Origin of the sequence: Sorangium sp. So ce321, assembly GCF_051530195.1 — a bacterium.
Lineage (GTDB): Bacteria > Myxococcota_A > Polyangia > Polyangiales > Polyangiaceae > Sorangium.
Genome location: NZ_CP150329.1, coordinates 4,757,565 through 4,782,413, shown reverse-complemented (window position 1 = coordinate 4,782,413; position 24,849 = coordinate 4,757,565). Strand labels below are relative to the sequence as shown.

The window sequence follows — 24,849 nt, the reverse complement described above, 5'->3', positions numbered from 1 at the left end:
CGGGGGCTCACACCCGCGTGCCTACCGGGAAGTCACCGTGAGGCGGACGAAGTCTCAAAAATAGTCTGGCGAGGTGTGCCTACTCGCGGAGGAGCGAGGCGACGCTCACGTCGAGCCGGCCCCGGATCAACCTGGCCAGGCTCGCGTACTGCGACTCGGTGAGGCCGAGCTTGGCGACGAGCTCCGCGCGCGTGCCCTCGCGCAGCGCCTCGCGCGCGGCCGCAAGCCAGCGCGCCGCCGTGGCGCGCCCGACCTGGTAATGCGCGCCCAGGACGTCGATGCTCAGGCCGTCGAGCAGGTGGAGGCGAAGCAGCGCGCGTTGCTTCGGCGAGAGGCGCCCCATCGCGACGCGCACGGCCTCTTCGAACTCGGCCTTGTAGCGCGCCTCGAGGTAGGCGGCCTCCACGTCGACGGAGGCGGCGATCTCCCGCTCCTCGTCGAGCGGGGTGCTCGCCATGTCCGCCTTGCGCCGCCGCAGGTTGATCGCGGTGCGTACCGCGATCACGCGCAGGAAAGTCCGGAGCGGCGCGCGCCCCGCGTACCCGGCAATCTTCGGCGTGGCCGAGGGCGGCGCGCTGAAGAGGCCCTCGAGGACCACCTGCCGGAGGTCGTCGGCGAAGGCGGGCGACGGCTCGACGCGGGCCGCCGCGCGCGCGATCACCCCGGAGAACTCCCGCTCGAACGCGGCGTGCGCACCCGGTACCCCGAGGACGCAGGCGCACGCCAGGTAGACGTCCGCCGCGAGCGACGGAGGCGGCAGCGCGCCGCCCGCGGCCGAGCAACGCTCGCCGAGGTAGCGCGCCAGCGCGGTCGCCTCGACGGCGATGGCCGGGAAGGCCGCCTGCCCCGCCTCGAAGAGCGCCGCGATCGTCGCGCCGGGATCGGCCTCGGGCATCACCCCGCCCCCGCCGAGGCCCGCCGCGAACGCAGAGGAGAGACCGCTCGCTCGATCCACCTGCGGAGAATGGCTGATGTCGGCGCGGGCCGTCAAGAAGGCGTGTCGCCTGACAGTCCCGCTCCGTGTGGTAGAGTCGGGCACCATCGAGCCGACGTCGCACTGCCCCACGGACAACCAGCTCGCAGAGTACGCCGCGTATCCGTCAGGTTTCGGAGCGATCGCGCACCACATCGACGGATGTGCGGTTTGCCGCGTCATCGTCGCTCGGCTGGCCGAGCTGGAGTTCAGGAGCGTGGCGGTGCCTCCGGGAGAATCCTTGCGTGGCGTCGCCAAGGGATCGCCGCCGGGGGAGGTCCTCCAGACCAGCGATCAGGACGACGCGACGGGCGCCCTCGGTCGCGCGCGGATCGCCACCGCAGCCCTGCGGTCGCGACCCCTGCACCCGGCGGTCGCGGCTCCGCAGGTGGACTCCACCCTCAAGCACTACGAGATCATCCGCAAGCTGGGCCAGGGTGGCATGGGCGTGGTCTACCTGGCCCGCGACACCAAGCTGGGCCGACTGGTCGCCGTCAAGGTCCTCCTCGAGTCCGACGGCCGGAGCGCCGAGCGCTTCCTCGCCGAGGCGCGGTCCACGGCGCGCTGCAAGCACGAGAACATCGTGGTGATCCACGAGGTGGACGAGGTCGACCGCGTTCCTTACATGGTGCTCGAGCACCTGGAGGGCCGCACGCTGCGCGCCTTCCTGGTCGAGCGAGGAGGGCCGCTGCCGCTGAGCCTCGCGGTCGAGCTGATGCTCCCGGTGGTGCGCGCGCTGGGCTGCGCCCACGCGCTCGGGATCGTGCACCGTGACCTCAAGCCGGAGAATGTCTTCTTGACCGAGGCGGGGCCGATCAAGGTGCTCGACTTCGGTATCGCCAAGCAGCTCGACGCCGACGAGATCGAGCGGCTCGCGGCCCAGGGCGCGAATTCGCGCTGGCTACCGGCGTTGACGCAGGAAGGAGCGCTCGTCGGCACCGTCCCGTACATGGCGCCGGAGCAATGGCGGGCGGAGAAGGTCGATCCCAGGACGGATCTGTGGGCCGTGGGGATCATGCTCTTCGAGCTCTGCACCGGGACGCACCCGCTCGCGCCGTTCGCGGTGGGGCAACTCGGGCAGGTTCGGCGTCTCGACGTGCCCATGCCGCGCGCAAGCGACACGCGTCCCGACCTGGGCGCGCTGGGCGACGTGATCGATCGCTGCCTGAAGAAGCGCCCGGACGAGCGCTTCGGCGGAACCGAGGAGCTCATCGCGGCGCTCGAGCCCTTGCTGCCGGGCGCGAAGGCGCCGGCGCTCCGCGAGGACGAGAGCCCCTTTGCCGGGCTGGGCGCGTTCCAGGAGGTGGACGCCGGGCGCTTCTTTGGGCGCGATCACGACGTCGCCGCGCTCGTCGGACGTCTTCGCAGCCAGCCGCTCGTGATGGTTGCCGGGCCGTCCGGCGCGGGAAAATCGTCGTTCGTGCGCGCGGGCGTGATCCCGGCGCTGAAGCGCTCGGGCGAGCCCTGGGAGGCGTTCACGCGCAGGCCGGGGCGAAGGCCGCTCCACGCGCTCGCCGACCTGCTCGCGCAGATCGCGGCCACGCCGGTGACGACGGGAGCTCCACCCGACGCGTCGAGCTCGCACGCCTTCTCCTCGGCGAGCGATCCCGATGCGCTCATCGCGGCCCTGCGCGCCCAGCCCGGCCTCCTGGGCGCCCGGCTGCGCGCGCGTTGCCGCAGCCAGAGCGCCGAGCACAAGATTCTCGTCTTCGTCGATCAGCTCGAGGAGCTTTACACGCAGGGTATCGATCCGGCGGAGCGGGCCGCGTTCGTCGCGTGCCTGGAGGGCGTCGCCGACGACGCGTTGTCCCCGCTCCGCGTCGTGCTCTGCATGCGCTCGGACTTCCTCGACCGGCTGGCCGAAGATCGCCGGCTCATGACCGAGGTGACCCGCGGGCTCTGGTTCCTGCCGCCCCTCGACCCGAACGGCCTCGTGGCGGCGCTGATGCGGCCGGTCGAGGCTCTCGGCTATCGCTTCGAGACCGCCGAGATGACGCTAGCGATGCTCCGCGCCCTGGAGAGCGCGGCGAGCCCCCTGCCGCTCTTGCAGTTCACCGCGACCAAGCTGTGGGAGGCGCGCGATCGTGGGCGCCGGCTCCTGACACAGGAGAGCTACGAAAAGCTCGGGGGGGTCGCAGGGGCGCTCTCCACCCATGCCGACGCGGTGCTCGCAGGTCTCTCGGGGATCGAGCAGAGCCTCTGCCGGGCGATCTTCCTCCGGCTGGTCTCACCCGAGCGGACGCGCGCCGTGGTGAGCTTGCCCGACCTGCGAGAGCTCGACGAACAGTTAGACGCCGTGGACCGGGTAGTCTTCCGCCTCTGCGAGGCGCGGCTGCTCTTGATCGAGACCGCCGAAGAGCGCGCGTTCCCGACGGTGGAGCTCGTGCACGAGTCGCTGATCGAGAGCTGGCCCAAGCTCGGGCGATGGCTGGACGACAACCAGGAGGCGGCGGAGTTCCTCGCGCGGGTGCGCCCCGCGGCCAAGCAATGGGAGGCGAGCGGCTGCGCCGACGGCCTGCTCTGGCGAGGCGAGGCGGCGGAGGAAGCCCGGCGCTGGCAGAAGCGGCAGGGCCCGGCGGCGGGCGCGCAGCAGGGCGCGCGGGAGGCGCGCTACCTCGCGGCGGTGGTGGCGCTGGGGGAGCGGGAACGACGGAGGAGGAGGCAGGTCGTCGCGGTGCTGTTCGGTGCCCTGAGCCTGGTCGTGCTCCTGGTCTCCGCTCTGGCGGTCCAATCGAAGCGGGCGGCGGAGAGGGCCGAGGCGGAGAGGGCCGAGGCAGAGCGCAGCGCCGCGAGCGCCCGGAATGCCACGCGGATGGCCGCGGCCCGCGAGTGCCAGGGAGACCCCACCACGATGCTCGCGCTACTCCGCGAGATCGAGCCGGGCCCGGCGCCGCCGGGATGGGGCGAGCTTGCGCGGTGGGCACGGGGTGCAGGCGTCGCCACGATGGTGCTCCTCCACGAGGATTTGGCCTGGTCTGCCGCATTCAGCCCCGACGGCCAGCGCATCGTCTCCGCTTCGTGGGACAAGACGGTGCGCGTGTGGAACAGTGACGGCTCGGGACTGCCCCTCGTGCTCCGTGGTCATGAGGACCACGTCTTCGCGGCGGCGTTCAGCCCCGACGGCCAGCACATCGTCTCCGCGTCGGCAGATAAGACAGTGCGCGTGTGGAACGCTGACGGCTCGGGACTGCCCCTCGTGCTCCGTGGTCACGACGCTGTCGTCTATGCAGCAGCGTTTAGCCCTGACGGCCAGCGCATCGCCTCTGCGTCGTGGGACAAGACGGTGCGCGTGTGGAACAGTGACGGCTCGGGACTGCCCCTCGTGCTCCGTGGTCACGACGACCGCGTCTATGCGGCGGCATTCAGCCCCGACGGTCAGCGCATCGTCTCGGCGTCGATGGACAAGACAGTGCGCGTGTGGAACGCCGACGGTTCGGGCCAGCCCCTCGTGCTCCGTGGTCACGACGATTTCGTCCTTACGGCAGCGTGGAGCCCCGACGGCCGACGCATCGTCTCCGGGTCCGAAGACAGGACGATGCGCGTGTGGAACGCCGACGGCTCGGGCCAGCCCCTCGTGCTCCGTGGTCACGACGGTAGCGTCTATGGGGCGGCGTTTAGCCCCGACGGCCAGCGCATCGTCTCCGCGTCTTTTGACAAGACGGCGCGCGTGTGGAACGCCGACGGCTCGGGCCAGCCCCTCGTGTTCCGTGGTCACGCAGACCGCGTCCCTACGGCGGCGTGGAGCCCCGACGGCCAGCGTATCGTCTCCGCGTCCGAAGACAGGACGGTGCGCGTGTGGAACGCCGACGGCTCGGTCCGGCCCCTCGTGCTCCGTGGTCACAGCGACTGCGTCAACGCGGCGGCGTTCAGCCTCGATGGCCAGCGCATCGTCTCCGCCGCTTCTGACAGGACGGTGCGCGTGTGGAAGGCGGACGGCTTGGGCCAGCCCCTCGTGCTCCGTGGTTGCGACCATATCGTTTTTGGGGCGGCGTTCAGCCCCGACGGCCGGCGCATCGCCTCCGCGTCGTGGGACGGGACGGTGCGCGTGTGGAAGGCCGACGGCTCGGGCCAGCCCCTTGTGCTCCGTGGCCATGACGGTGGCGTCAATCCAGCGGCGTGGAGCCCTGACGGCCAGCGCATCGTCTCCGCCGCTTCTGACAGGACGGTGCGCGTGTGGAACGCCGATGGCTCGGGCCAGCCCCTCGTGCTCCGTGGTCACGACGCTGTCGTCTATGGGGCGGCGTGGAGCCCCGATGGCGGGCGCGTCGTCTCCGCGTCGAAAGACAAGACGGTGCGCGTGTGGAACGCCGATGGCTCGGGCCAGCCCCTCGTGCTCCGTGGTCACGACGGTGACGTCTATAGGGCGGCGTGGAGCCCCGATGGCCAGCGCATCGTCTCCGCGTCCGAGGACAGGACGGTGCGCGTGTGGAAGGCCGACGGCTCGGGCCAGCCCCTCGTGCTCCGTGGTCACGACGGTAGCGTCTATGGGGCGGCGTTTAGCCCAGACGGCCAGCGCATCGTTTCCGCGTCGCAGGACAAGACTGTGCGCGTGTGGAAGGCCGACGGCACGGGACAACCCCTCGTGCTCCTTGGGCACGACGATGCCGTCAACACGGCGGTGTGGAGCCCCGATGGAAGGCGCATCGTCACGGCCTCGGACGACAAGACGGTGATCGTGTGGAGCGACCTCGAGCCGCTCTCGGGCGCCGACGACCCGAAGCTGTGGACCGCGACCAACTACTGCATGCCGCTCGACATCCGCCAGCGCCTGCTCGGCTTCCCGGAGGATCAGTCCCGCGCCGACCACGAGCGCTGCCAGCGTCGTGTCCGTGAGGTCCAGACGCAAGCCGCCTCGCCCGGGCGCTGATGGTCCGTGACCACCGACGTCGGCGCTGGCTTGCGGGCGCGCGCGCGTCGGCCTCGCCTGGGCTCCCCGGGACGTCGACTGCCATATGCCCCGACGTCATGATGCCGCCCTTGTCGGGCAGGAAGGTGTTGCCGAGGTAGTAGTCCTCGTCCCCGGGGAGCTGCGTGCGCGTCTCGGAGACGATATCGCTCGACAGGTTGATGAGCACGCAGCTCGACGCGGCGTCCCAGGTCGGCCGCGAAAAGGCCACCGGCATCGGGCGCGGCGCAGTGCGGCTTGTCGTCCGCTGTCGTCCGCGAGTGTCAGCAGGGTACAGAACTACGTAGGATGCCTACCGCTTGGTGCTACGTCGGGGTAATCCCAGGCGTTTCAGGCGTGGAAGAACCTGGCTAATCTCATTAGGCCCGTTCTGTCAATGAGCTCGTCCAGTCGGACTCCACCAGTCAGGGACGGCTCCGAGAATCGCAGGCGAGCCGCCCACCGCAGCGATCTATAGCACCGATGTCGCGAATCGGTGCGCTGAGCACCTATACGAGGAGGGCGGTCGGGATCTCCCGCCGGGCATATTCTGTGACAGACACAAATGTTATTTGTTGCCCGACGAGCAACCAAGTGCGGAGTGGATCTCCCGTGATATTGAAGCGACCTTCGGTTGCGAGCCCATGCCGCCAGAGATCGGGACCGTGCTCGTACCGGACGTGACAGCGGGCCTGCGGCTTCCCGGCGAGGTAAGACTCTACGATTGCCTGTTTTCGAACCAGCATACATGGGTGAAGCCATCGCCGTCTGACGTGTCAGCGCCCGGTGCAGATGTCGAAGCGAGCAAGCTTACAGATTCGCTCGTTGCGGTGCTTACCGTGCTCGCGGCGCTCTATCAAATCGCATGGGCCCTGATGCCTGAGGTGCAGAGCGGTTCTTCCTACTGGGTGGTGACGACGGATGGGGTCCTGCGCAAAGAGGAAGTACTGAGGGTACTTGCAAAAGTTCGCGTGCTCATGGATCCGCCGACGACTCCACGCGGCATCGCCTCCAAGCGCGAGCTCGAAGCCGCAGCGCGCGAGCTCGAAACGCTGGTCGCGTCGTGGGACGGTGAAGGCGACCCGCCGGCAGCCATGGTCGCGTGGGCCTCCCGCTTCCTGGATGGCTGGCTCGTAGACGCCGAGCCCGGAGCTCCCTCGTAGCCGTCGTGGAGATCCGTGCCGTCGTCCTCCCGGGAGGCGATTGGCGACTATTCAGAAAACCGAAGCGTCTCGTGGGCCTTGCCGCTCTCTCCCACCGTCGTGCTGCCATCGTGATTCCAGCTCGTGCCGCCCGGGCCCGCCGGTCCGATCTCGAAGGTAACGCCCTCAAGCGTGAGCTGGTCCTCGTCGAGGTAGGCGACGCCGATCGAGTCGCCGCCACGCCCTGGGCCGCCGTAGCCGCCGGGCCCGCCGTCGCCGCCATGGCCGCCGAGGCAGGAGTAGAACCCATCCCCCAGCGCTCCGCCCCGTGCGCCTCTGCCGCCTCTGCCGCCCTCCTCGGGTGGCCCGCCGTCGCCGCCCGAGCCGGCGCGGGACGTCGTGATCTTGGTGTCGCGCAGGGTCACCCGGGCATGAAGCGCGAGGACGCCGATGGACGGCTGCCCGTTCGCTCCCCCGCGGCCCCCGCGGCCTCCGCAACCGCCGGCCCCGCCCGAGCCTCCTCCTGGGCCTCCCTTGGAGGCCACGCCGCACAGGGCCAGCCCGCCCCAGCGACCGCCACCACCGCCGCCGCCCTGGCCCGGCGTGCCCCAGGTGCCCTCGCCCCCCGTGTCGCCCTCCCATCCTGTCTCGGCGAGGCGCCCGATGCCCTTGCCCGGTGCACCCTGTGTTCCCGGAGCCCCCGGGCCCCCAGTGGATCCGAGGGAGCAACTCTGGTTGTCCCGCTCTCCGAGACCGCCGCGCGAGGGCGAAGCGTAGGCGGGCTCCCCGTCGCCTCCGTCCTCGGCGCTGTCGGGCCGCCCGTCCCCTCCCTTGCCGCCGACGCTCGTGTGCCCGCTCTCGCACCGGTTCACGGGCGCCGGCCCGCCGGCGACGACGGTCGCCGAGCACGCGTCCCCACCGAACATGCCATCCGGTGCGTCCGGTTGCTTGGTCCACCATTGCTCGCCATCGATGCCCCCCTCTCCGCCGTTGGCGGAGATCTCGCTCCGCAGGATCTCCACCGCCGAGCTCGACTGAACGAGCACGCCGACTGGGCCCCATGATGGGATGTGGAGATCGGCGATCGTCGACACCCCGTCCGCGGCCCCGCTGTCCTCGAGGCCCGCGGGCTCGACGATCACCACGGGGCCGCGGACTGCCCTGTGGTTGAACAGGGTCCACGGGCGCAGGGGGTCACGCTCCCATTTCCGGCAGTGGAAGCCCCCGCGGAGATCCACGCCGGAGGGCACCTTGATCTGCTCCACGATGAACCCCTCGTTGCAGAGGAACACGCGCCCTCGTCCAGCGCGCGCGAGCTCGACGGCGCGCGGGATGGTGTACACCGGCTTCGCCTTCGTGCCGGGGTTCCTGTCGTCGCCGCCGCCGTAGTTTCCGGCGACGAACACGCCGCAGCCGTCGTCGAGGATGCCGGCGGCGACGTGCTCGATGCACACCGACTCCGGGGGCGGCTCGTCCTCGCACGAGGTGCCCTCGCAAGGCGTCACGCCAGGGTCGTTCACGTCGGGGGCAGTTCCGCAGCCGGTCGCGCATGGGGACAGCAGAAGGACCAAGGTAGTAGCGGCGGTCTTTTTCATGGGCGTCTCCTGACGTGCGCCGCCAGCACAGGGCGGTTCATAGCGGCTGTTCCGAGGCCGGAGCCTCGAACCGGTACCAGAACAGCGCAATCCCTTCTTCGCCTTGGCCGTCGCCGCTTTCCTGGGCTGCATTGCCGCCGAGGCCGCCCTTGCCGGCCTGCCCGGGCAAGACCGTCGCGTGCTCCAAGATGGCCACGGAGGCGCCCACGGAGCCGATGCCGAGCGAGTGACCCCCGAGACCGCCGCCCGCATCGCCGCCGCGACCGCCGTTGCCGCCCCCGCCGCCGCGACATGCGGGCGCCGTCTGGGTCAGACGAGCGTTTCCACCGAGGCCGCCGGCAAAGCCCAAGCCTCCCCACTGGCCCGTTCCGCCGACCCCGCCATCGCCGCCCTTGCCCCCGAGGACCTTGCTGCCGGCCTCGACCGTGATGGCGCTCCCCTGCAAGGCCACGATCGCCATGCTCGCGCCGCCATAGTCGCCCCCCCGGCCCCCTTTGCCCCCGCAGCCGCCGCTGCCCCCCGATCCGCCGGCCGCACCGCCCTGGGACCGACCCGCCGGACACGCCGTCATGTCGTCGCGCCCTTTGCCGCCGCCACCCCCGCCGCCGCCCTGACCGACGCCGCCGTTCTTCCCGTCCTCCCCGCGGACGCCGACCCATCCATCGACGTCCAGGAGGCCGGCGCCCGCCGCTCCGGCAGCGCGCTCTGCATCGGCGCCGTTGGCTCCATTCTGCCCATTCGTGCACGGCATGCTGGAGGCGCCGCTGCCAGCCACGCCGCGCTCGGGCGGATTCCCGACCGGTTCCGGCAGCCCTGGAGCACCATCGCCGCCCGTCTCGAGGCCGCCGTCGCCCCCGTAGCCACCCCTCGACTCGATACCATCGTCGCACACGGTCACGACCGGAAGGGCGCCCGGCGCCACGTCCGCGGTGCAGGCGTCCACGCCGTTGTTCCCCACCACGCCGGAGCTCGCGCGGAAGCTCGGCGCGTCCTTGCCCGGCTCTCCATCTCTGGCATCGCTTGCGAGGATGTCGCTCTCCCGCACGATGGCCCTGGCTCCGGCGCTCAGGATCATCGCTATCGACGACTTGCCGTCGCTCGCGGAGGCGTCGGCCGCCATCACGCGTACGCCGGAGATCATGGACGTCGCGTTGTCCCCGGCGATGATCGCATCGTCTCCCCCGAGGACCCGCAGCGGGATCCCCACTGGCGGAGCAATGATCGTCGGGTGATCCGGTCCGCCGAACGATCCGTCATACGACCAATCGTCGCCGTCATCGCAGAGACGCCCGCCCCACAGGTCAACCCCCGAGGGCAGCGCGATCTCCTCCTCGAACAACCCGCCGCATGCGTACACGCGCCGGGTCGGCCGTTGGCCGTTGCCTCGACCGTGTGCGGCGAGGCCGACCGCGTGCTGCAACGTCCGCACCGGCGCGTCCTTCGTACCGGGGCTGTTGTCGTCGCCCTGCTCGCTGACGAACACGCCGCACATGTCGAGCGCCACCGCCGTCGCCGGATGCCCGTCACATGGAGACGGCTCCGGCGGCGGAACCTCGCACAGGTGGGCGTCCGCGCAGTTGCCGGAGTAGCACCCCGTGCTGCCGGCCGCGCCGGTCAGACCGAGCGCGATGGACGCCAGCCAGCGGAGGCCCCCTCGACCGCGACCCACAGATCTAGAACGCATGTCCTCGCCTCCGCCTCACCATGCCCCTTCGAGGAGCACCCCAGCCCGTTCGCTCGTTGTCATGGGGACGACGCGGACGCCAGTGGCTCTGGGCGCAGCACCGAAGACGGCGACCTCCGTGAAAAAGGAGGCCGCCGTCGCCACGCCGAACACGGCGCTCGTTACCAGCGCCACCTTGCCGAGCGTGGCGAACAAGTCCCGCTCGTTCACCTGGTCGTGAATGTCGGCGCACGCCGCGGGTGCGCTCGCTTCCCGGCACGTGTGCGATGTCCATCCTTGCGCGCGACGCGCGACGCCTCCCTCGCGCAGGTCGCCGTGGACGACGTGAGCGCGCAGGAGAAGGACCGCACCGGCCGCCGCCGTCGCCGTCGTCACCGCGATGCCGCCGATCCGCGCCGTCCCCGGCCAGGAGGCCCATGGGCTGGGAGGCCCCGTGCGCGCAACCGACGGAGAGCTCGGGGCCTGCGGCGTGTCGTTCCGTGATACCGGCCCGCCCTCCTTGGCGTCGCGCGCCGACGTGCGCGGCAAGACCATCGCGATGTCGTGCTTCGCACCTGCCACGGCGCCGATGGCATGGAGCGCGTCTTCGCGGCCGGGTGCTCGGGCCCGCACCATGTGTCGGCCCGGCTCCAAGTAGAGCGTGTAGGTGCGCGCGGGCCGGCCGACTTGCTTGCCGTCGACGAGCACCTCGGCGTCCGGCGGATCCACGGCCAGAATGAGCACGGCCACGAGCGACTCTGCCTTGCGTCGGCCCTCCTCGAACCTCTTCTGCAGCGGCAAAGGGAGCGCCTCGAGCTGCCCAAGGCTCCAGGCCAAGTGCTCGGCCGCGTCACGGTGATTGTTCAGCGCGAGCTCGTACAGCCCGAGCTCCCCGGCGATCTCCGCGCGCTCTCGCCCCGTGCTGGACGCCGGGTCTGCCGCCTCGAAGGCCGCCTTGTACGCGGCGTAAGCCTCCGTCCACTGCCCCGCATTGCGCGCTCGCTGACCACGGCGGACAAGGTCCTTCACCGATGAACTGCCGCTCGGTTTCGCCTGGGGATGGACGCCGCTGGCGCCGGCCGAGCTGGTGAAGCTTGTTGCGGCCCCGAGCGTGAGAAGAATCGAGAGCGAATGCGCAATGTAACGCATCCCGGCACGGTACTGACGCCGGCCGCTCGGCGTCAACCGGCGGAAATCGCCACGTTCCGGCTGCTTGATCGAGAATTCGCGCCTGGATGACGGAAGGCACTCGGCTGGCCGCGAGCTCCGAACCGGTAGGGGCAAAATTCCAGCCTTAGGACATACGGTCCGACCAAAGTTGCTCCTCGGCTCATCGGCGAGGGCGCGGCGCGCTGTTCCCCCAGCTCGACCGCACGTAGGTGAGCACCAGCGCGACCTCCTCGTCCGTCAGGGTCACGCCGAGGTTGGGCATCACGTCGTTGAACACCGCGCCGTTCACCTCCATCGGGCCGGCGACGCCGAGCAGCATGATCCGGATCGGAGTCTCCGGGTCGTCGAGCACCCATGAGGAGCCCACGAGCGGCGGATAACGGCCGGGCTTCCCTTCCCCCCTTGCCTGGCGACAGCTGGGCGTCGCCTTCTCCACGTGTTCGTGCGCAACGTGTTTTGCCGCGAGACGGTGGTGCCCTCCAGCGACGCCACGCTGCTCGACAACCACGGTGTCGCGCCGTTGGAAGCTCCTCCGCCGGTCTCATAGGATTGACCGCGACGGCCAGCGGGACCTGGAACAGCCCAGAGGGGGGCGCTTCACAGCAGAAGTTGTGCTGAACGTCACCTCGATTCGGAATCTTCCTTGCTCCCGGCAAACCGATGGTGAGCGGCAACGGGCGAGAGCGCGGGACTCCTGCCGGATTGACGTCAACTACTCGTCGTAGTAGTTGACCTCCGTGACCTTGCCGAAGCCGAAGCCTCTCGGTGAACTCGAGGAAGCCGCGCTCTCCGCGCTGTGGAGCAGCGCGTCGCCGCTCTCGGTGCGCGAGGTCCTCGGGCGCATCCAGCGGCGGCCGGCGCTCGCGTACACCACGGTGCTCACGGTGCTCGATCGCCTTCACGAGAAGGGGATGGTCGACCGAGAGAAGGAGGGGAAGGCTTTCCTCTATCGCCCCCGCGCCTCGAAGGAGGCATGGCTCGGCGAACAGGCAGCGCGCCTGCTGACCGCGGAGCGCGGGCCGCCGAGCAGCGCCGTCCTGATGGCGTTCCTCGACTCGGCCGAGCGCGCCGATCCCGCGCTGGTCGAGCATCTGTCGTCCCTCATCGAGCGTCGGCGCGCCGGGGCGTCGCAAGCCGGTCCCCCGCCGGGCAAGAAAGGACGGTCCACGTGACGCCGCCGCTGGCCGGCCTGCCGCTCGGAGCCGCGTTCGTCGCCTTCGCGCTGGTGAGCGCGTGCGCCGTCGGCCTTGTGGCGCGGTTCGCCCCGCGCTGGCCGTCGCCGGGGCAGCGGTTGCCGTCGACGGCGCTGCGCGCCGCCGTCGTCTTCGCTCCGGCGGTCCTGGGGGCGGTCGGGTGCGCGGCGCTCGCGCTTCCGAACCCGTTCGTCGGCTGCCACTGCGCCGAGCACGGACTGCACCACCCCCACCTTTGCGCGCTCCACCTGGCCTTCGCGCTGCCGCTGGTCACGCCTTCCGCTTACCTCGTCGGGGCATGGCTTGCGCTCGTCGCGCCGGGCATCCTCCGGCTCCTCCGTGACACGTTCGCCTCGGTTCGGTGGACCAGGGCCGTGCGGCGTCTGCCGACGGTGGCGTTCGAGGGCGTCCCCGTGCGGTTCGCCGACTGTGGAGCGCCCACCGCCTTCACGATCGGTACCCTCTCACCGCTCGTCGTGATCGACCGCATGCTCTGGCGATCGCTCTCGGACGAAGAGCGGCGCGCAGTGGTCGAGCACGAGCGGGCTCACGTCGAGCGACGCGATGGGCTCACGCTGCTCGCGCTGCGCCTCTGCGTCGCGCTCTTCCCGAGCCCAGCGGGAAAGCGGCTGATCGACGCGTGGCGAGCCGCAGCGGAGCAATCCTGCGATCGGTACGCGGCCGGCAAGCTCGGCGACCCCGCCGCGGTCGCCGCGGCGCTCGTCGCGGTCGAGAAGATCCGGGCGCAGGGGGCCCGGGGGCCTGCGTTGCCCGCGCAGGCCATGGGCGCGCTCGCAGGCCGCGATCTCTCGCGTCGCGTCCTCGCGTTGCTCGGCGCGGAGCAGCCGCTCCCGAGCGCCGAGCCGCTGCTCGCCAACGACGTGCTCGCCACGGCGATCGTCGCCGCCAGCGCCCTCCTGCTGACGTTCGTGTGGCCTGGGGACGGGTTCCACCACGCGATCGAGACGCTGATCGGTCACCTCATCCACTAGGGAAGTGCAGCGATGCGCCCTCGCCGTCACGCCTTGTGCTCATCTACTACAATGCGTAGTATATTTTCCGCCGGCTGTGCCCTCGTGGCCTCGATGGCGGCCGCGTCGACCAGCCTCGCGGCGTCGCCGCTCGACGAGGTCGCGGCGACGCGGAGGGTCTGCGCCGACGGGCCCGCGGCCGTGGCGGCGCGCGCGGAGCGGCTCCGCGGGGAGGCCGCCATCACCGCGGCCGGCGTGCTGCCGAACCCGTCGCTCTCCCTCCAGCACCAGCGCACGCTGAGCGGGCCGGCCGAGAGCGAGACGATCGTCGGGCTCTCCGTCCCGCTCGGGCTCGGCGGCCAGCGCTTCGTGCTGCAGGACGCGGCGCGCGCCCTCCGCGAGCAGGCGCTCTCCGAGGCCCACGCGACGCGCTTCGACGCGGCGCTCGCCTTCAGGGAGGCGTACGTCGCGGCCGCCGCCGACGAGGCGCGGCTCGCCGTCCTCGCGCGGCAGCAGGGGGCGCTCGATGCCCTGTCCGGGACCATCGAGCGGCTCGCCCGGGGGGGCGAGAGCACGGGCTACGATCTGCTGCGGCAGCGGACCCAGGCGCGCGTGCACGGGCGGCTCCTCGCGTCGGCGCGCGCCCGGACCGCCGCGTCCCGGGCGCTCCTGGAGGCGTGGACCGGGGAAGAGGTGGCGCTCCCGCCCGAGGGCATCGCGAAGATCGCTGGCGGGCCAGCGGCGCGGCCCGCGGCCTCCGCGCAGGGCGGGGCCACCCCGGCGCCGCCCCGGGTCCGGGGTCTGGAAGCTGCGGCGCGCGCGCGTGGACTGGAAGCCGAAGCCGCGCGCCGGCGATGGGTCCCCGACGTCGAGGTCTTCGCCGGCTACCGCGCGCTCTCCGGCGCGGCGCAGGAGACGGGGCACGGGCTGTCCCTCGGGCTCACCGTCCCGCTCACGTTCTTCGATCACGGCCAGGGTGACGCGGCGCGAGCGGACGCGGAGCGGGCCGTCGCCCAGGCCGCGGCCGCCGGCCTGAAGCGCGAGAGCGCCGCCCGCGCCAGGGCCGCCTCGGCGCGCCTCGGCATCCTCGAAGCCGGCGTCGCGGAGATCGAGGGCGCCGTCGCGGAGGCCGCGGCGCTCGAGGGCCAGGCAAGCAGGCTTTACGCGGCGGGGGAGGCGTCGATCGCCGAGCTCCTCGACGCCCTCCGCGCGGCCGAGGAGGTGCAGCTCGCGCGCATCGATCTGCTGGAAGAGATCGCGCTCGCGCGGCTCGCCTGGATGCGCGCCACGGGCACGATGCTGGATGCAACGCTCGATCACGCGTGCGGCGACGCCGCAGGAGGTGGACGATGAACCCTGAGCGCTTCACCCTGGCGACCGCGCTCGCCCTCTGCGCGCTCTTCCCCGGCGCGATCGGATGCCGTCGCGGCGAGCACGGGCACAGCCACGATGACCACGGCCACGACCACGGGGCCGAGGAGAGCGAGCCGGAGCCGCTCGCCATCACGAAGTGGACCGAGCTTCACGAGCTCTTCGTGGAGTTCCCGCCGCCGGCCCCTGGCAAGCCCGTGCCCTACCACGCGCACGTCACCCGGCTCGACGGCTTCCAGGCGGTCACGGAGGGGACCTTCCACGTCCGCTTCAAGACGCCCACCGGCGTGGCCGCGGAGACGAGCATCCAGGGCGTCAAGCGGCCGGGCATCTTCACGCCCGAGGGGCCGGCGCCCGCGGCGGGCACATACACCCTCGAGATGGCGTACGAGCACGCGGGGAAGACCGACGTCTTCGACTGCGGCCCCATCACGGTCGCCGACACGCCGCCGCCGGCGGAGCCGGAGGCCGGAGGCGGCGCGATCACCTTCCTCAAGGAATCGCAATGGAAGATCCCCTTCGCGACCGCGTGGGCCGAGGAGCGTCCCCTCGCCAGGGAGATCGAGATCGCCGCCACCGTGGAGCCGGCCGCCTCGGACCAGCTCACGATCGGCGCGCCGACGGGCGGGCGCTTCTTCCATGACCCGAAGCGCGCGCTCGCGGAGGGGCTCCGCGTCGCCAAGGGCGATGTGCTCGGCGCCATCGCGCCCACCGTGGCCGGCGACGACTACACGCGGCTCCAGTTCGCCACCGAGGAGTCGAGGCTGGAGAAGGAGCAGCTCGAGCGAGAGATCGCCCGCATCGAGCCCCTCGCGAAGGACGGCCTCGTCCCCGAGCGACGGCTCATCGAGCTCAGGAACCAGCTCGACGCGGCGCAGGCGAGGCTGCGCTCGGCGCAGGGCCGGATCGGGCGGGTCCTGTCGCCAGGAGGGACGGGCGGCATCACGATCAAGTCGACCCTCGACGGCATCGTGTCGCAGGTCCTCGTCCCGAACGGCGAGCCGGTCGAGGCCGGAGCGCCGCTCGTGCGCATCGGCGGGACGGACCACCTGTGGATCCGCGCGCGGTTCGTCGCCCGTCCTGCGGCGACGTTCGAGCAGGCGAGGCCGACGGCCGTGCGCCTGCCGAGCGGCGAGCGCCTCGACATCGAGGAGCGAGGCGCTCGATTCCTGTCCCTGCTGCCGGTCATCGACGCCGACTCCCGGATCGCGACGTGGATCGCCGACGTGCCGCAGCTCCGGAGCGCCGGCGCGCCGGGCGGCGCGGGGGCCCCGGCCAGGGAAGCGGCTGCGCCCCAGGACGACCTGCGGCCCGGCGCCAGCGTGGTGCTCGCGGTCCGGCTCGGTGCCCCTCGGACAGCGCTCGCGGTGCCACGGGCGGCCGTGGTCGAGATCGACACCCGCCCGTACGTGTTCGTCCAGAGCGACGGAGAGCACTTTGACAAGCGCGCTGTGTCGCTCGGCGACGCCGACGGCGCCTTCGTGGAGGTGCGCTCGGGCGTCGCGAAGGGCGATCGCATCGTCACCCGAGGCGGCTTTGACGTTCACCTGGCCTCGCTGATGGGGACCGTCGAGTCCCACCGCCACTAGCCGAGGAGCTCCCCGCCATGTTCGACGCCATCATCCGCGGCTCGCTCCGCCACGCCTGGCTCGTGATCGCCGCCGCGCTCGTGCTGGTCGGCGCCGGCGCCTACGCCACCGCCACCATGCCGCTCGACGTCCTCCCTGAGCTCTCGGCGCCCTCGGTCACGGTCATCACCGAGGCCGGAGGGCTCGCCCCCGAGGAGGTCGAGAAGCTCGTCACCACGCCGCTCGAGCAGGCGCTGAACGGCGCCTCGGGCGTGCGCCGGATCCGCTCGTCGTCCGCGGTCGGGATCGCGCTGATCTGGGTCGAGTTCGAGTGGGACGTCTCGCCCGCCCTGGCGCGGCAGGTCGTCGCGGAGAAGCTCTCGTCCGCCCGCGCTTCGCTCCCGGAGGGCATCGAGCCGCTGATGGCGCCCGCGTCGTCGATCATGGGCGAGATCATGTTCGTTGGCCTGGCCAGCGAGGGCGACGACGAGGGGAAGATCTCGGGCCGCGACCTGCGGGACACGGCCGAGTGGTTCGTCCGGCGGCGCCTGCTGGCAGTGCCAGGGATCGCGCAGGTGGTCCCCATCGGCGGCGCGCTGAAGCAGGTGGAGATCACGCTCGCGCCCGAGCTACTCATGCAGCACCGCGTGGGGACGGCGCAGGTCCTCGAGGCGCTGCAGGGCGTCTCCGAGAGCACGTCCGGGGGCTTCTACGTCGCGGGCGCGCAGGAGTACCTGATCCGCGGGCTCGGCCGGCCGAGCTCGATCGACGCGCTCGGACAGGTGGTCATCGCCGAGCGCGACGGCGTCCCGCTCCACCTGGCCGACGTCGCGACGGTCGCCATGGGCGAGGCGATCCGGCGCGGCGAGGCGGCCGTCGGCGGCCGGCACGCCGTCGTGCTCAAGGTCCAGAAGCAGCCGCAAGCGAACACGCTCGAGCTCACCGACCGGGTCGACCAGGCGCTCGACGAGATCGCGGCCTCGCTGCCGGAGGGCATGTCCCTCTACCGCAAGGGGTTCCGCCAGGCGGACTTCATCCGCGTCGCGCTGCGCAACGTGACGACCGTGCTCCGCGACGGGGCGATCCTCGTCGCGATCATCCTCACCCTCTTCCTCATGAGCTGGCGGACCACGCTCATCTCGCTGCTCGCCCTGCCGCTCTCGCTGCTCGCGGGGCTCCTCGTCCTCCGCGTCACGGGCGCGTCGATCAACACGATGACGCTGGGCGGGTTCGCGATCGCCATCGGCGAGCTCGTGGACGACGCGATCATCGACGTTGAGAACGTTTACCGGCGCCTGCGGGAGAACGCGCTCTTGCCGGCGGGAGAGCGGCGGCCCGTCCTCGACGTGGTGTACGAGGCGTCGTGCGAGATCCGGAGCTCGGTCGTCTTCGCGACGCTCATCATCCTGCTCGTCTTCGCCCCGCTCTTCTTCCTGAGCGGCATCGAGGGGCGCCTCCTGCGCCCGCTCGGCGTCGCCTACGTGACCAGCATCGGCGCCTCGCTGCTCGTGGCGCTGACGATCACCCCGGTGCTCTGCATGCTCCTGCTCGGCCGGACCGACGGCGCCGCGGCGCACCAGGAAGGGTGGCTGGTGCGCTTCCTCAAGGCGCGTTACCGCCCGATCGTCGCCGCCGCGCTGCGCATCCCCGTGCCGATCGGCCTCGCCTCGCTCGCCGGGGCGATCGCGGCCGTCGTCGCCCTGGCCTCGTTCGGCCGGAGCTTCCTCCCCGAGTTCAACGAGGGATCGCTGAACATCGCCGCCGCGACCGCGCCCGGCACGTCGCTGGAGACATCGGACCAGATCGTCGGCCGGCTCGAGCGGTTCTTGCTCTCCCACCCGGCGGTGACCTCCGTCATCCGGAGCACCGGGCGCGCCGAGCGGGACGAGCACGCGCTCGACGTCAACTTCTCCGAGCTCGAGGTCGGGCTCGACATCTCCAAGGGGGAGCGCGAGGAGATCCTGGCGCAGATCCGCGAGCAGTCCGCGGCGATCCCGGGCCTCGCCGTGACGGTGGGCCAGCCGATCAGCCACCGCATCGAGCACCTCGTGAGCGGCGTGCGCGCGAGCCTCGCCCTCAAGATCTTCGGCGACGACCTCGATCAGCTCCGCGCGCTCGCGCGGAGGGCCGAGGCGGCCATGAAGGGCGTCCCGGGGGTCGTCGACCTCGCGGTCGAGCAGCAGACCGAGATCCCCCAGCTCGTCATCCGCCCCAGGGCGACCGAGCTCGCCGCCTTCGGCAAGAGCCCGGGGGAGCTCTCGCGCTTCGTGGAGATGGCCTTCGTCGGCAGCAAGGTCGGCCTGTTCTGGGAACAGGAGCGCGTCTACGACGTGGTCGCGAAGCTCCCGAGCTCCTACCGCTCGGATTTCGCCCTGATGGCCGCCACGCCGGTCGACGTCCGCGGCGAGCGCTTCACCGAGCTCTCGGGGATCGCCGCGCTCGACAAGACCATGGGGCCCAACCTCATCAACCACGAGAACGTGCAGCGCCGGATCATCGTGACGGCGAACGTGGCCGGGCGCGATCTCCGGGGGGCCGCCGAGGATGTCCTCGAGGCCGTGCGCGGCGGGGTGAAGCTGCCGCCGGGCTACCGCGTCGAGCTCGGCGGGGCGTTCGAGAGCGAGGCGTCGGCGAGCCGCACGATCCTGGCCCTCTCGGCCCTGGCGATCGTCGGGATGACGGCGCTCCTGCTCCTGGCCTTCCGCTCTGCCAGGGACGCGGCGCTCGTCCTGTTCAACTTGCCGCTCGCGCTCGTCGGGGGCGCGGTCGCGGTCTGGCTCGGGGGCGGTGTGCTGAGCATCGCCTCGCTCGTCGGGTTCATCACCCTCTTCGGGATCGCGACCCGGAACGGCATCATGATGGTGACCCACTACCGGCACCTGCTCGCGGTGGAAGGGCTGCCGCTGCGTGAGGCGGTGATCCAGGGGAGCGTGGACCGGCTCGTACCGATCCTGATGACGGCGCTGACGGCGGCGCTGGCGCTGGTTCCGATCGTCCTCGCGGCCGGCGAGCCGGGCAACGAGATCCAGGCCCCCATGTCCGCCGTCATCCTCGGCGGACTGACGAGCTCGACGCTGCTCAACCTACTCGTGATTCCCCCCCTGTTCGCGCGCTTCGGCGCGCCAACTGCGGCCCGAGCAGCAGCCCGGCACGCCGCGTCAGCCGATGTCGCCGGCGTGGCGACACGGGGCAGCGCCGCGCATTAGCATGCTCGTACCACTCATGATCGCTTCATGGCTGGCTCTTGGTCAGGCCGAGCGCGCCCTTCAAGACCTTGCCGAGCTCGGCGACGGGGCCCCGCCCCCAGTAGTGGAAGAACAGGATGCGCGGCTCCTCGCCGATCATGTGGTGGTGGATCGCCACGATATGGATCTTGCCCGCGCGGAGCGCCTTGAGGACGGGCTGGAGCTCGTCCTCGGTGACCGCGAAGTCGCCATCCACAACGGCGTTGTCGTCCGTTCCCGCGAACGCAGCCCACGTGTTCACGCCCATCGCCTTGCCGATCTTGCAGCCGCAGTCGGCGACGGCGGCAGGCCGGCCAATCACGGCCTTGACCATCCCGTCCTTGGCCGTGCCCTTCACGCCGAGCGCCGCCTCCACCTTGGCCGGATCGATGGCGCTCTTCGCAGGAATGGCCGGCCCCTCGAAGCGTTCGCGCGGTCGTGGCGTCGCCTTCCGGATAGCCCTCGTGGCGTCGAGGGCCGCGCGAACGCCCTTGCCGAGCACGTCCAGCTTGCCCTCGCCGCCGATGTGCATGAAGTAGACCTTGGGCCGGTCGTAGAAGAAGTGGTTGTGGAGCGCGGTGACCTCGAGCCCGGCGTCGAGGGCGGCGCTCATGGCCTCGCTCACCTCGTCCTCGAACAGGACGAGATCGCCCATCACCATCGCCTCGACGCCCGGCTTCTCGCCGGGGGTGAACCCGGCCCACGAGGTGAGCCCCATGAACGGCGGCATGGCCCAGCCATCCACCTCGACCTTGACGTCGTTCCGGGGGAACGAGACCTTCACGACGCCTTCGGCGACCTCCGCCTTGCCCCCCGTGGCCGCCTCGACGGCCGCGGGATCGAGCGCGGCTGGGGCGGTCGGCGCTGAGTGAGCGGCGGGCTCGGCCGCCGGCGGAGCCGTGGGGCGTAGGGCCACCGGCGGCTCCGCCGAGGGCGCCGGGGGTGCGTTGCTACAGCCGAGCGCCGTCAGCGCGGCGAGACCGAGCCAACCAACGATGTTCCTCATCGCTTCTTCTCCTCATCTTCTGTCTTCTTCAAACGACGTCTTCTCAGAGCGGCACAACGGTGAGGTCGTCAAAGTACGTGACCGAGTCCGCCTTGGTCCAGACGCCGATCTTTCCCGGAGCGGTGAATGTCTGGTCCGTCGCATCGATCACCTGACTTCCGTCCCAGAAGACCTGGATCCGGTCCTCGCGGGCTTCCACCCGCAGCTCGTGCCAGTTGCCGGTCACCGCGCCGCTCCAGCTCGCGAGCTGCGTCCGGCGTCCGTCCCTGACGTGATAGAGCCGCACATTGCCCTCGAGCGCGTTCGCACGGGTGATGTAGTAATTGTTCTCGTCGCGGTAGCGGAAGACGAGGCCACACGCCTGGTCTACCTTGCCCGAAACGGCCCTGCACTTGACCGAGAGCCGCAGGTCGCGGAGCGTGGGCTCGTCGACGACGGCCAGGGGGAACCGGCCGCCCGTGGGGTCCGCGCTGATCTGCGCGAGAACCCCCTTCCCGCTCGGCGCGCCGGGCTCTGCCTTGATCACCCAGCTCCCCGCGGCCCCGCTTCCTGTCCTGCCAAAGGAGAACCCGGCCGGCGGAGCGTCGGCCGGTTGCGCCTCGAAGTCCCAGGTGCGCGCCGTCCTCGGCTCGGGCGAGGCCGAAGGCGGAGGCACCGAAGATGCCGCGGGTGCGGCAGCGTTGCTGGCGCCCTCGCGAACCTCGGTCGTCGGGTTCGCGGATGTGCCGGGCGGCGGCGCCGCGGGACTGGGCGGGGCCGCCTGCTCGCCACGACATGCGCCGAGCACGACAAGGGGGAGAAACACCGCAACAAGCTTCGTCATCGCTCACCTCGCTGGGGTCACCGCGCTGCATGATACAATTGACCTATATATGTAACAACTGTTGCATCGGGCCCTGCCTGCGCGTATGAGGTGGAAAATCGGATCCCACGTGAAGCATCCGCTCGCGCTCACGGAGGCGTGCGGCGGAGGCCGACAGGAGAAGGCATGATGCCAATCGCCTCGCAAGAGCCTGGCGCGAACCGGCGCGCCGCCCTCGGGCGGATGCCTGCGAGCGCAACGGCCGACGCGCGGGCGCTCCTCGTCACCCGGGCGCTGCGCGGCTTCGCCGACGGCGCCATCAGCGTGCTCCTCGCGGACTACCTCACATTGATCGGCCTGAGCCCGCTCCAGATTGGCGCCATCGTCACAGGCACCCTGCTGGGCTCAGCGGCGCTCACGCTGGCGTTCGGGCTGCTGGGGCATCGGCTGGGCCTGAAGCGGCTCCTGCTCGCCGCCGCGGCGCTGATGTTCGCGACGGGGCTCGGCTTCCTCGGGGTCACCGCGTTCTGGCCGCTGCTGGTGGTCGCCGTCGCTGGAACGCTCAACCCCTCGGCGGGCGATGTCAGCGTCTTCCTGCCCGCGGAGCAGGCCGTGCTGAGCGGGACGGTGGAGGGCCGCGACCGCACGGGGCTCTTCGCCTGGTACAACCTCTCGGGCAACCTCGCCGGCGCGCTCGGCGCGCTGACGAGCGGGCTGCCGGTGCTGGCCGCGCGCCGGTTCGGCTGGGATCGGGCCGCGGCGGAGCGCTCAGCGTTCGTGCTGTACGCGGCCGTCGCGGTGGCGGTGGGCCTCCTCTACTGGCAGCTCTCGCCCGCGCTCGATCGACGCGCGGGCGCGGCGGACGCGGCGCCTCTCCGGCGGTCGCGCCGGATCGTGTTCCGGCTGGCGGCGCTGTTCAGCCTCGATTCGTTCGGCGGCGGGTTCATCGTCCAGTCGCTCCTCGCCCTGTGGCTCTTCCGTCGGTTCGCCCTCTCCGTGGAGACGACGGGCGCGATCTTCTTCGCCGCAGGCATCGCCGCGGGCTTTTCGCAGCTCGTGTCCGCGCGGCTCGCGGCGAGATCGGGCTCATCAACACCATGGTCTACACCCACCTGCCTTCGAACGTGCTCCTGATCCTCGCCGCGCTCATGCCCACCGCGCCGCTCGCCGTCGGGTTCCTCCTCCTGCGCATGTGCCTCTCGCAGATGGATGTGCCTGCGCGGCAGTCGTACGTGATGGCGGTGGTCCCGCCAGAGGAGCGCCCGGCTGCCGCGAGCGTCACGAACGTGCCGCGCAGCCTCGCCGCGGCCCTCGCGCCGCTTCTCGCGGGCGCGATGCTCAGCCGCTCGAGCTTCGGCTGGCCGCTCCTCTGCGCAGGCGTGGCCAAGACCGTCTACGACGTGCTCCTCTTGATGCAGTTCGGCGCCCTCAAGCCGCCGGAAGAGGCAGCAGATACGGCCATGGCAGCGGGCGGATCCCGGAGCTCGCCCTGAACCAGACCCGTCGCGCCCTCATGGCAACCACGCTGGCGACCGTGACGCTGACAGGTTCGGGGGCGGTCGCAAGTCAGACCAGCGCCAGGCGCGCACGTCGTTCCTCAATCAGCCTTTCGCGCGAGCGACTCGTACAGATCGCCGAAGAGCGCCGCTCCCCGGGCGAGCCGCGCCTCGTCGTCCCGCTCGACCATGGCGAGCCCGTTGACAAGGCACTCCACGCCGGGCCGCTCGGGTCGGTTGAACTTGGCGTCCTTGAGGTCGATGTCGTGGATGATCTCGGCGATGAGGCGCAGCGCTGAATCTGCGAGGCCAAACCGGTCGAGGAGCACCTCGAAGGTGCAACGGTCGCCTTCGTGGGTGAACTCGGCCTCGAACATGTCGAAGCGCAGCTCGCCCGGCTCCGGCGTGTAGCTCTTGCCGCTCACGAACTTGAAGCGCGCCTCCGGATCGAGGAAGCGCCGGATGAGCCACGCGCTCGCGATGCGGTCGATGTGGATGTTCTTGCGGGTGACCCACGTGCGGCCGCGGACCTCGGCGGCCAGCATCGCCGGCTGGCGCTTCGTCGGCGGTTCGCTCGCGCCGCCTTCGAGGCGCGCCTCGAGACCGTGCACCAGCCCCTCGACCGCGACGCGACCGGTGGACGCGAAGAAGTCGACCGCGGCGATCTCGGCGAGCTGCTTCTTGAGTCGCGCGATCTCGCCCGCGAGCTCGACGCGGCGCTCTTCCGGGATGCCTCCGCGCCGAGGAAGGGTCTTCTGGACGGCGCGCGCCTCCTCGGCCAGCGCTTCGTAATCGGCGTCCCTGGCTGCGTGGAACAGCGCCTCGATCTGCTCGTCCGAGAGCCCCGTGAAGAACCGCGCTTCGCACACAGACGCTTCGCCGCCGCCGTCGATGATCTCGCGGTGCACCCAGGCGAAGTCCTCTCGCGCCGAATCGGTCGCCGGGAGCGCGTAGACCGAGTTCTTGATCGCGACGGCACCCAGGCGATGTAAATGACGCCCGATCTTCACGCGAAGATACGCCGGCTTGGGCGGGAGCTGATGGATGAGCAGCAGCCACCGGCCGGCACGCGGGTCGTCCGTGTGCGCTGCAGCCAGCAGCCCGCGCGCGTGCTCGCCCGGCGAGCCAGGGACGTCATCGCGCCGAGCGTCGGGTGCGCGGCGTGCTGCGCGGGAAGGCGGCATTCAGCAGGCATGTTTTCCGATGTGGAGGTCACGTGTCAACGTCGAGAGCCGCCGTGGCTGGTATATCCCCGGGGGTCGTCGGTCGCTGGAGCGTCGGCCGAATCGACCCGGGGCCTCAGGACGGTCCGGAGCGCGGCCTCCCGAGGCGTGGGGGGCCTCGCTTCGACGTCGCGCCGTGAGCGCGCGGCTGCGGAGGTGTAGCCGCAGCCATGCGGGCCGGGCTTGAAGTCGGTCCAGGGAGCGGGGCCTGCTGGAACAAGAACGGACGTCACTCGCACCATTGAACTGCTCGCCAGCCTGTCTCGACGACGATCCACCCGCAAATCGATGCGCTGACCCTGGTCACCAACTACGCGCGGTAGTATATCGACGCTGCGGTTTGGAGGGGGCTCACCGCGCGCATGAGCAGGCGGCTTTGGCCTGGCACGGGCGCGATGCTGCGGAGACAGGCTCGATCGCATGCCGCCGGTGCGCGCGCTGAGCGCGTCGTCTCCAGATCGCGTGTGCCTGCTGAGGGTCGAACTGAGCAGCCATGAGCGGCTAAAGGCTGGACAATGGGGAGCAAGATGAGCATGAGGTACGATCGTGTCGCGGTCCGGAGCGGCC

15 protein-coding genes and 1 pseudogene are annotated in these 24,849 nt (G+C 71.2%); 8 read left to right on the top strand and 8 right to left on the bottom strand.

Translation table 11 applies throughout. The features are described 5' to 3' along the window. Positions 1-79: 79 nt before the first annotated feature. Entirely contained in the window at positions 80-991 is a 912-nt protein-coding gene (locus WME89_RS18180; RefSeq protein WP_437985133.1) for a sigma-70 family RNA polymerase sigma factor, read from the bottom strand. Here WME89_RS18180 and WME89_RS18175 point away from each other — a divergent pair. Beyond that, on the top strand, positions 972-5,840 hold the full coding sequence (locus WME89_RS18175; RefSeq protein ID WP_438010382.1) for an nSTAND1 domain-containing NTPase: 4,869 nt from the start codon (positions 972-974) through the stop codon (positions 5,838-5,840). The genes WME89_RS18180 and WME89_RS18175 overlap by 20 nt on opposite strands. A 593-nt stretch (positions 5,841-6,433) precedes the next feature. Further along, a complete protein-coding gene (locus WME89_RS18170) occupies positions 6,434-7,021 on the top strand; it encodes a hypothetical protein (RefSeq protein ID WP_438010381.1) in 588 nt (195 codons plus the stop codon). A 47-nt stretch (positions 7,022-7,068) separates the two neighbouring features. Here WME89_RS18170 and WME89_RS18165 read toward each other — a convergent pair whose 3' ends face one another. From WME89_RS18165 to WME89_RS18150, 4 genes are all read right to left on the bottom strand, one after another. Continuing rightward, entirely contained in the window at positions 7,069-8,595 is a 1,527-nt protein-coding gene (locus WME89_RS18165) for a hypothetical protein (protein ID WP_438010380.1), read from the bottom strand. 37 nt (positions 8,596-8,632) lie between these two features. Next, positions 8,633-10,279, bottom strand: a complete 1,647-nt coding sequence (locus WME89_RS18160) for a hypothetical protein (protein WP_438010379.1) — start codon at positions 10,277-10,279, stop codon at positions 8,633-8,635. Positions 10,280-10,294: 15 nt separating this feature from the next. Then, on the bottom strand, positions 10,295-11,443 hold the full coding sequence (locus WME89_RS18155; protein ID WP_438010378.1) for a hypothetical protein: 1,149 nt from the start codon (positions 11,441-11,443) through the stop codon (positions 10,295-10,297). A gap of 145 nt (positions 11,444-11,588) precedes the next feature. Next, positions 11,589-11,795, bottom strand: a complete 207-nt coding sequence (locus WME89_RS18150; protein ID WP_438010377.1) for a c-type cytochrome — start codon at positions 11,793-11,795, stop codon at positions 11,589-11,591. Between the two features lie 370 nt (positions 11,796-12,165). Between WME89_RS18150 and WME89_RS18145 the strand changes: the two genes are divergently transcribed. The 5 genes from WME89_RS18145 (at position 12,166) to WME89_RS18125 (ending at position 19,737) form a co-directional block, all read left to right on the top strand. Beyond that, positions 12,166-12,600 (top strand): BlaI/MecI/CopY family transcriptional regulator, encoded by a 435-nt coding sequence (locus WME89_RS18145; RefSeq protein WP_438010376.1) that lies wholly within the window; start codon positions 12,166-12,168, stop codon positions 12,598-12,600. After that, entirely contained in the window at positions 12,597-13,613 is a 1,017-nt protein-coding gene (locus WME89_RS18140) for a M56 family metallopeptidase (protein ID WP_438010375.1), read from the top strand. The genes WME89_RS18145 and WME89_RS18140 overlap by 4 nt, the downstream gene beginning before the upstream one ends. 93 nt (positions 13,614-13,706) lie before the next feature. Beyond that, entirely contained in the window at positions 13,707-14,945 is a 1,239-nt protein-coding gene (locus WME89_RS18135; RefSeq protein ID WP_438011944.1) for a TolC family protein, read from the top strand. Further along, on the top strand, positions 14,942-16,552 hold the full coding sequence (locus WME89_RS18130) for an efflux RND transporter periplasmic adaptor subunit (RefSeq protein ID WP_438010374.1): 1,611 nt from the start codon (positions 14,942-14,944) through the stop codon (positions 16,550-16,552). The genes WME89_RS18135 and WME89_RS18130 overlap by 4 nt, the downstream gene beginning before the upstream one ends. A 17-nt stretch (positions 16,553-16,569) precedes the next feature. Next, positions 16,570-19,737: an efflux RND transporter permease subunit gene (locus WME89_RS18125; RefSeq protein WP_438010373.1), complete on the top strand. Its 3,168-nt coding sequence runs from the start codon at positions 16,570-16,572 to the stop codon at positions 19,735-19,737. A 25-nt stretch (positions 19,738-19,762) separates the two neighbouring features. Here WME89_RS18125 and WME89_RS18120 read toward each other — a convergent pair whose 3' ends face one another. Together WME89_RS18120 and WME89_RS18115 are read right to left on the bottom strand one after the other, a co-directional pair. Beyond that, on the bottom strand, positions 19,763-20,761 hold the full coding sequence (locus tag WME89_RS18120) for a DUF1259 domain-containing protein (RefSeq protein ID WP_438010372.1): 999 nt from the start codon (positions 20,759-20,761) through the stop codon (positions 19,763-19,765). Between the two features lie 43 nt (positions 20,762-20,804). Continuing rightward, a complete protein-coding gene (locus WME89_RS18115; RefSeq protein WP_438010371.1) occupies positions 20,805-21,584 on the bottom strand; it encodes a family 16 glycoside hydrolase in 780 nt (259 codons plus the stop codon). Between the two features lie 222 nt (positions 21,585-21,806). Between WME89_RS18115 and WME89_RS18110 the strand changes: the two are divergent. Beyond that, positions 21,807-23,056: pseudogene (locus WME89_RS18110) on the top strand (MFS transporter). A gap of 104 nt (positions 23,057-23,160) precedes the next feature. On the opposite strand, the gene WME89_RS18105 reads toward WME89_RS18110, so the two are convergent. After that, complete coding sequence (locus WME89_RS18105; RefSeq protein ID WP_438010370.1) at positions 23,161-24,069, bottom strand: chromate resistance protein ChrB domain-containing protein; 909 nt, start codon at positions 24,067-24,069, stop codon at positions 23,161-23,163. Between the last annotated feature and the right edge of the window lie 780 nt (positions 24,070-24,849).

What these genes read in the sequence shown, in the direction of transcription:
- WME89_RS18115 (WP_438010371.1), bottom strand. Translation starts at nt 21,584, where the DNA reads ATGACGAAGCTTGTTGCGGTGTTTCTCCCCCTTGTCGTGCTCGGCGCA.
- WME89_RS18175 (WP_438010382.1), top strand. Translation starts at nt 972, where the DNA reads ATGTCGGCGCGGGCCGTCAAGAAGGCGTGTCGCCTGACAGTCCCGCTC.
- WME89_RS18120 (WP_438010372.1), bottom strand. Translation starts at nt 20,761, where the DNA reads ATGAGGAACATCGTTGGTTGGCTCGGTCTCGCCGCGCTGACGGCGCTC.
- WME89_RS18125 (WP_438010373.1), top strand. Translation starts at nt 16,570, where the DNA reads ATGTTCGACGCCATCATCCGCGGCTCGCTCCGCCACGCCTGGCTCGTG.
- WME89_RS18130 (WP_438010374.1), top strand. Translation starts at nt 14,942, where the DNA reads ATGAACCCTGAGCGCTTCACCCTGGCGACCGCGCTCGCCCTCTGCGCG.
- WME89_RS18165 (WP_438010380.1), bottom strand. Translation starts at nt 8,595, where the DNA reads ATGAAAAAGACCGCCGCTACTACCTTGGTCCTTCTGCTGTCCCCATGC.
- WME89_RS18160 (WP_438010379.1), bottom strand. Translation starts at nt 10,279, where the DNA reads ATGCGTTCTAGATCTGTGGGTCGCGGTCGAGGGGGCCTCCGCTGGCTG.
- WME89_RS18135 (WP_438011944.1), top strand. Translation starts at nt 13,707, where the DNA reads ATGGCGGCCGCGTCGACCAGCCTCGCGGCGTCGCCGCTCGACGAGGTC.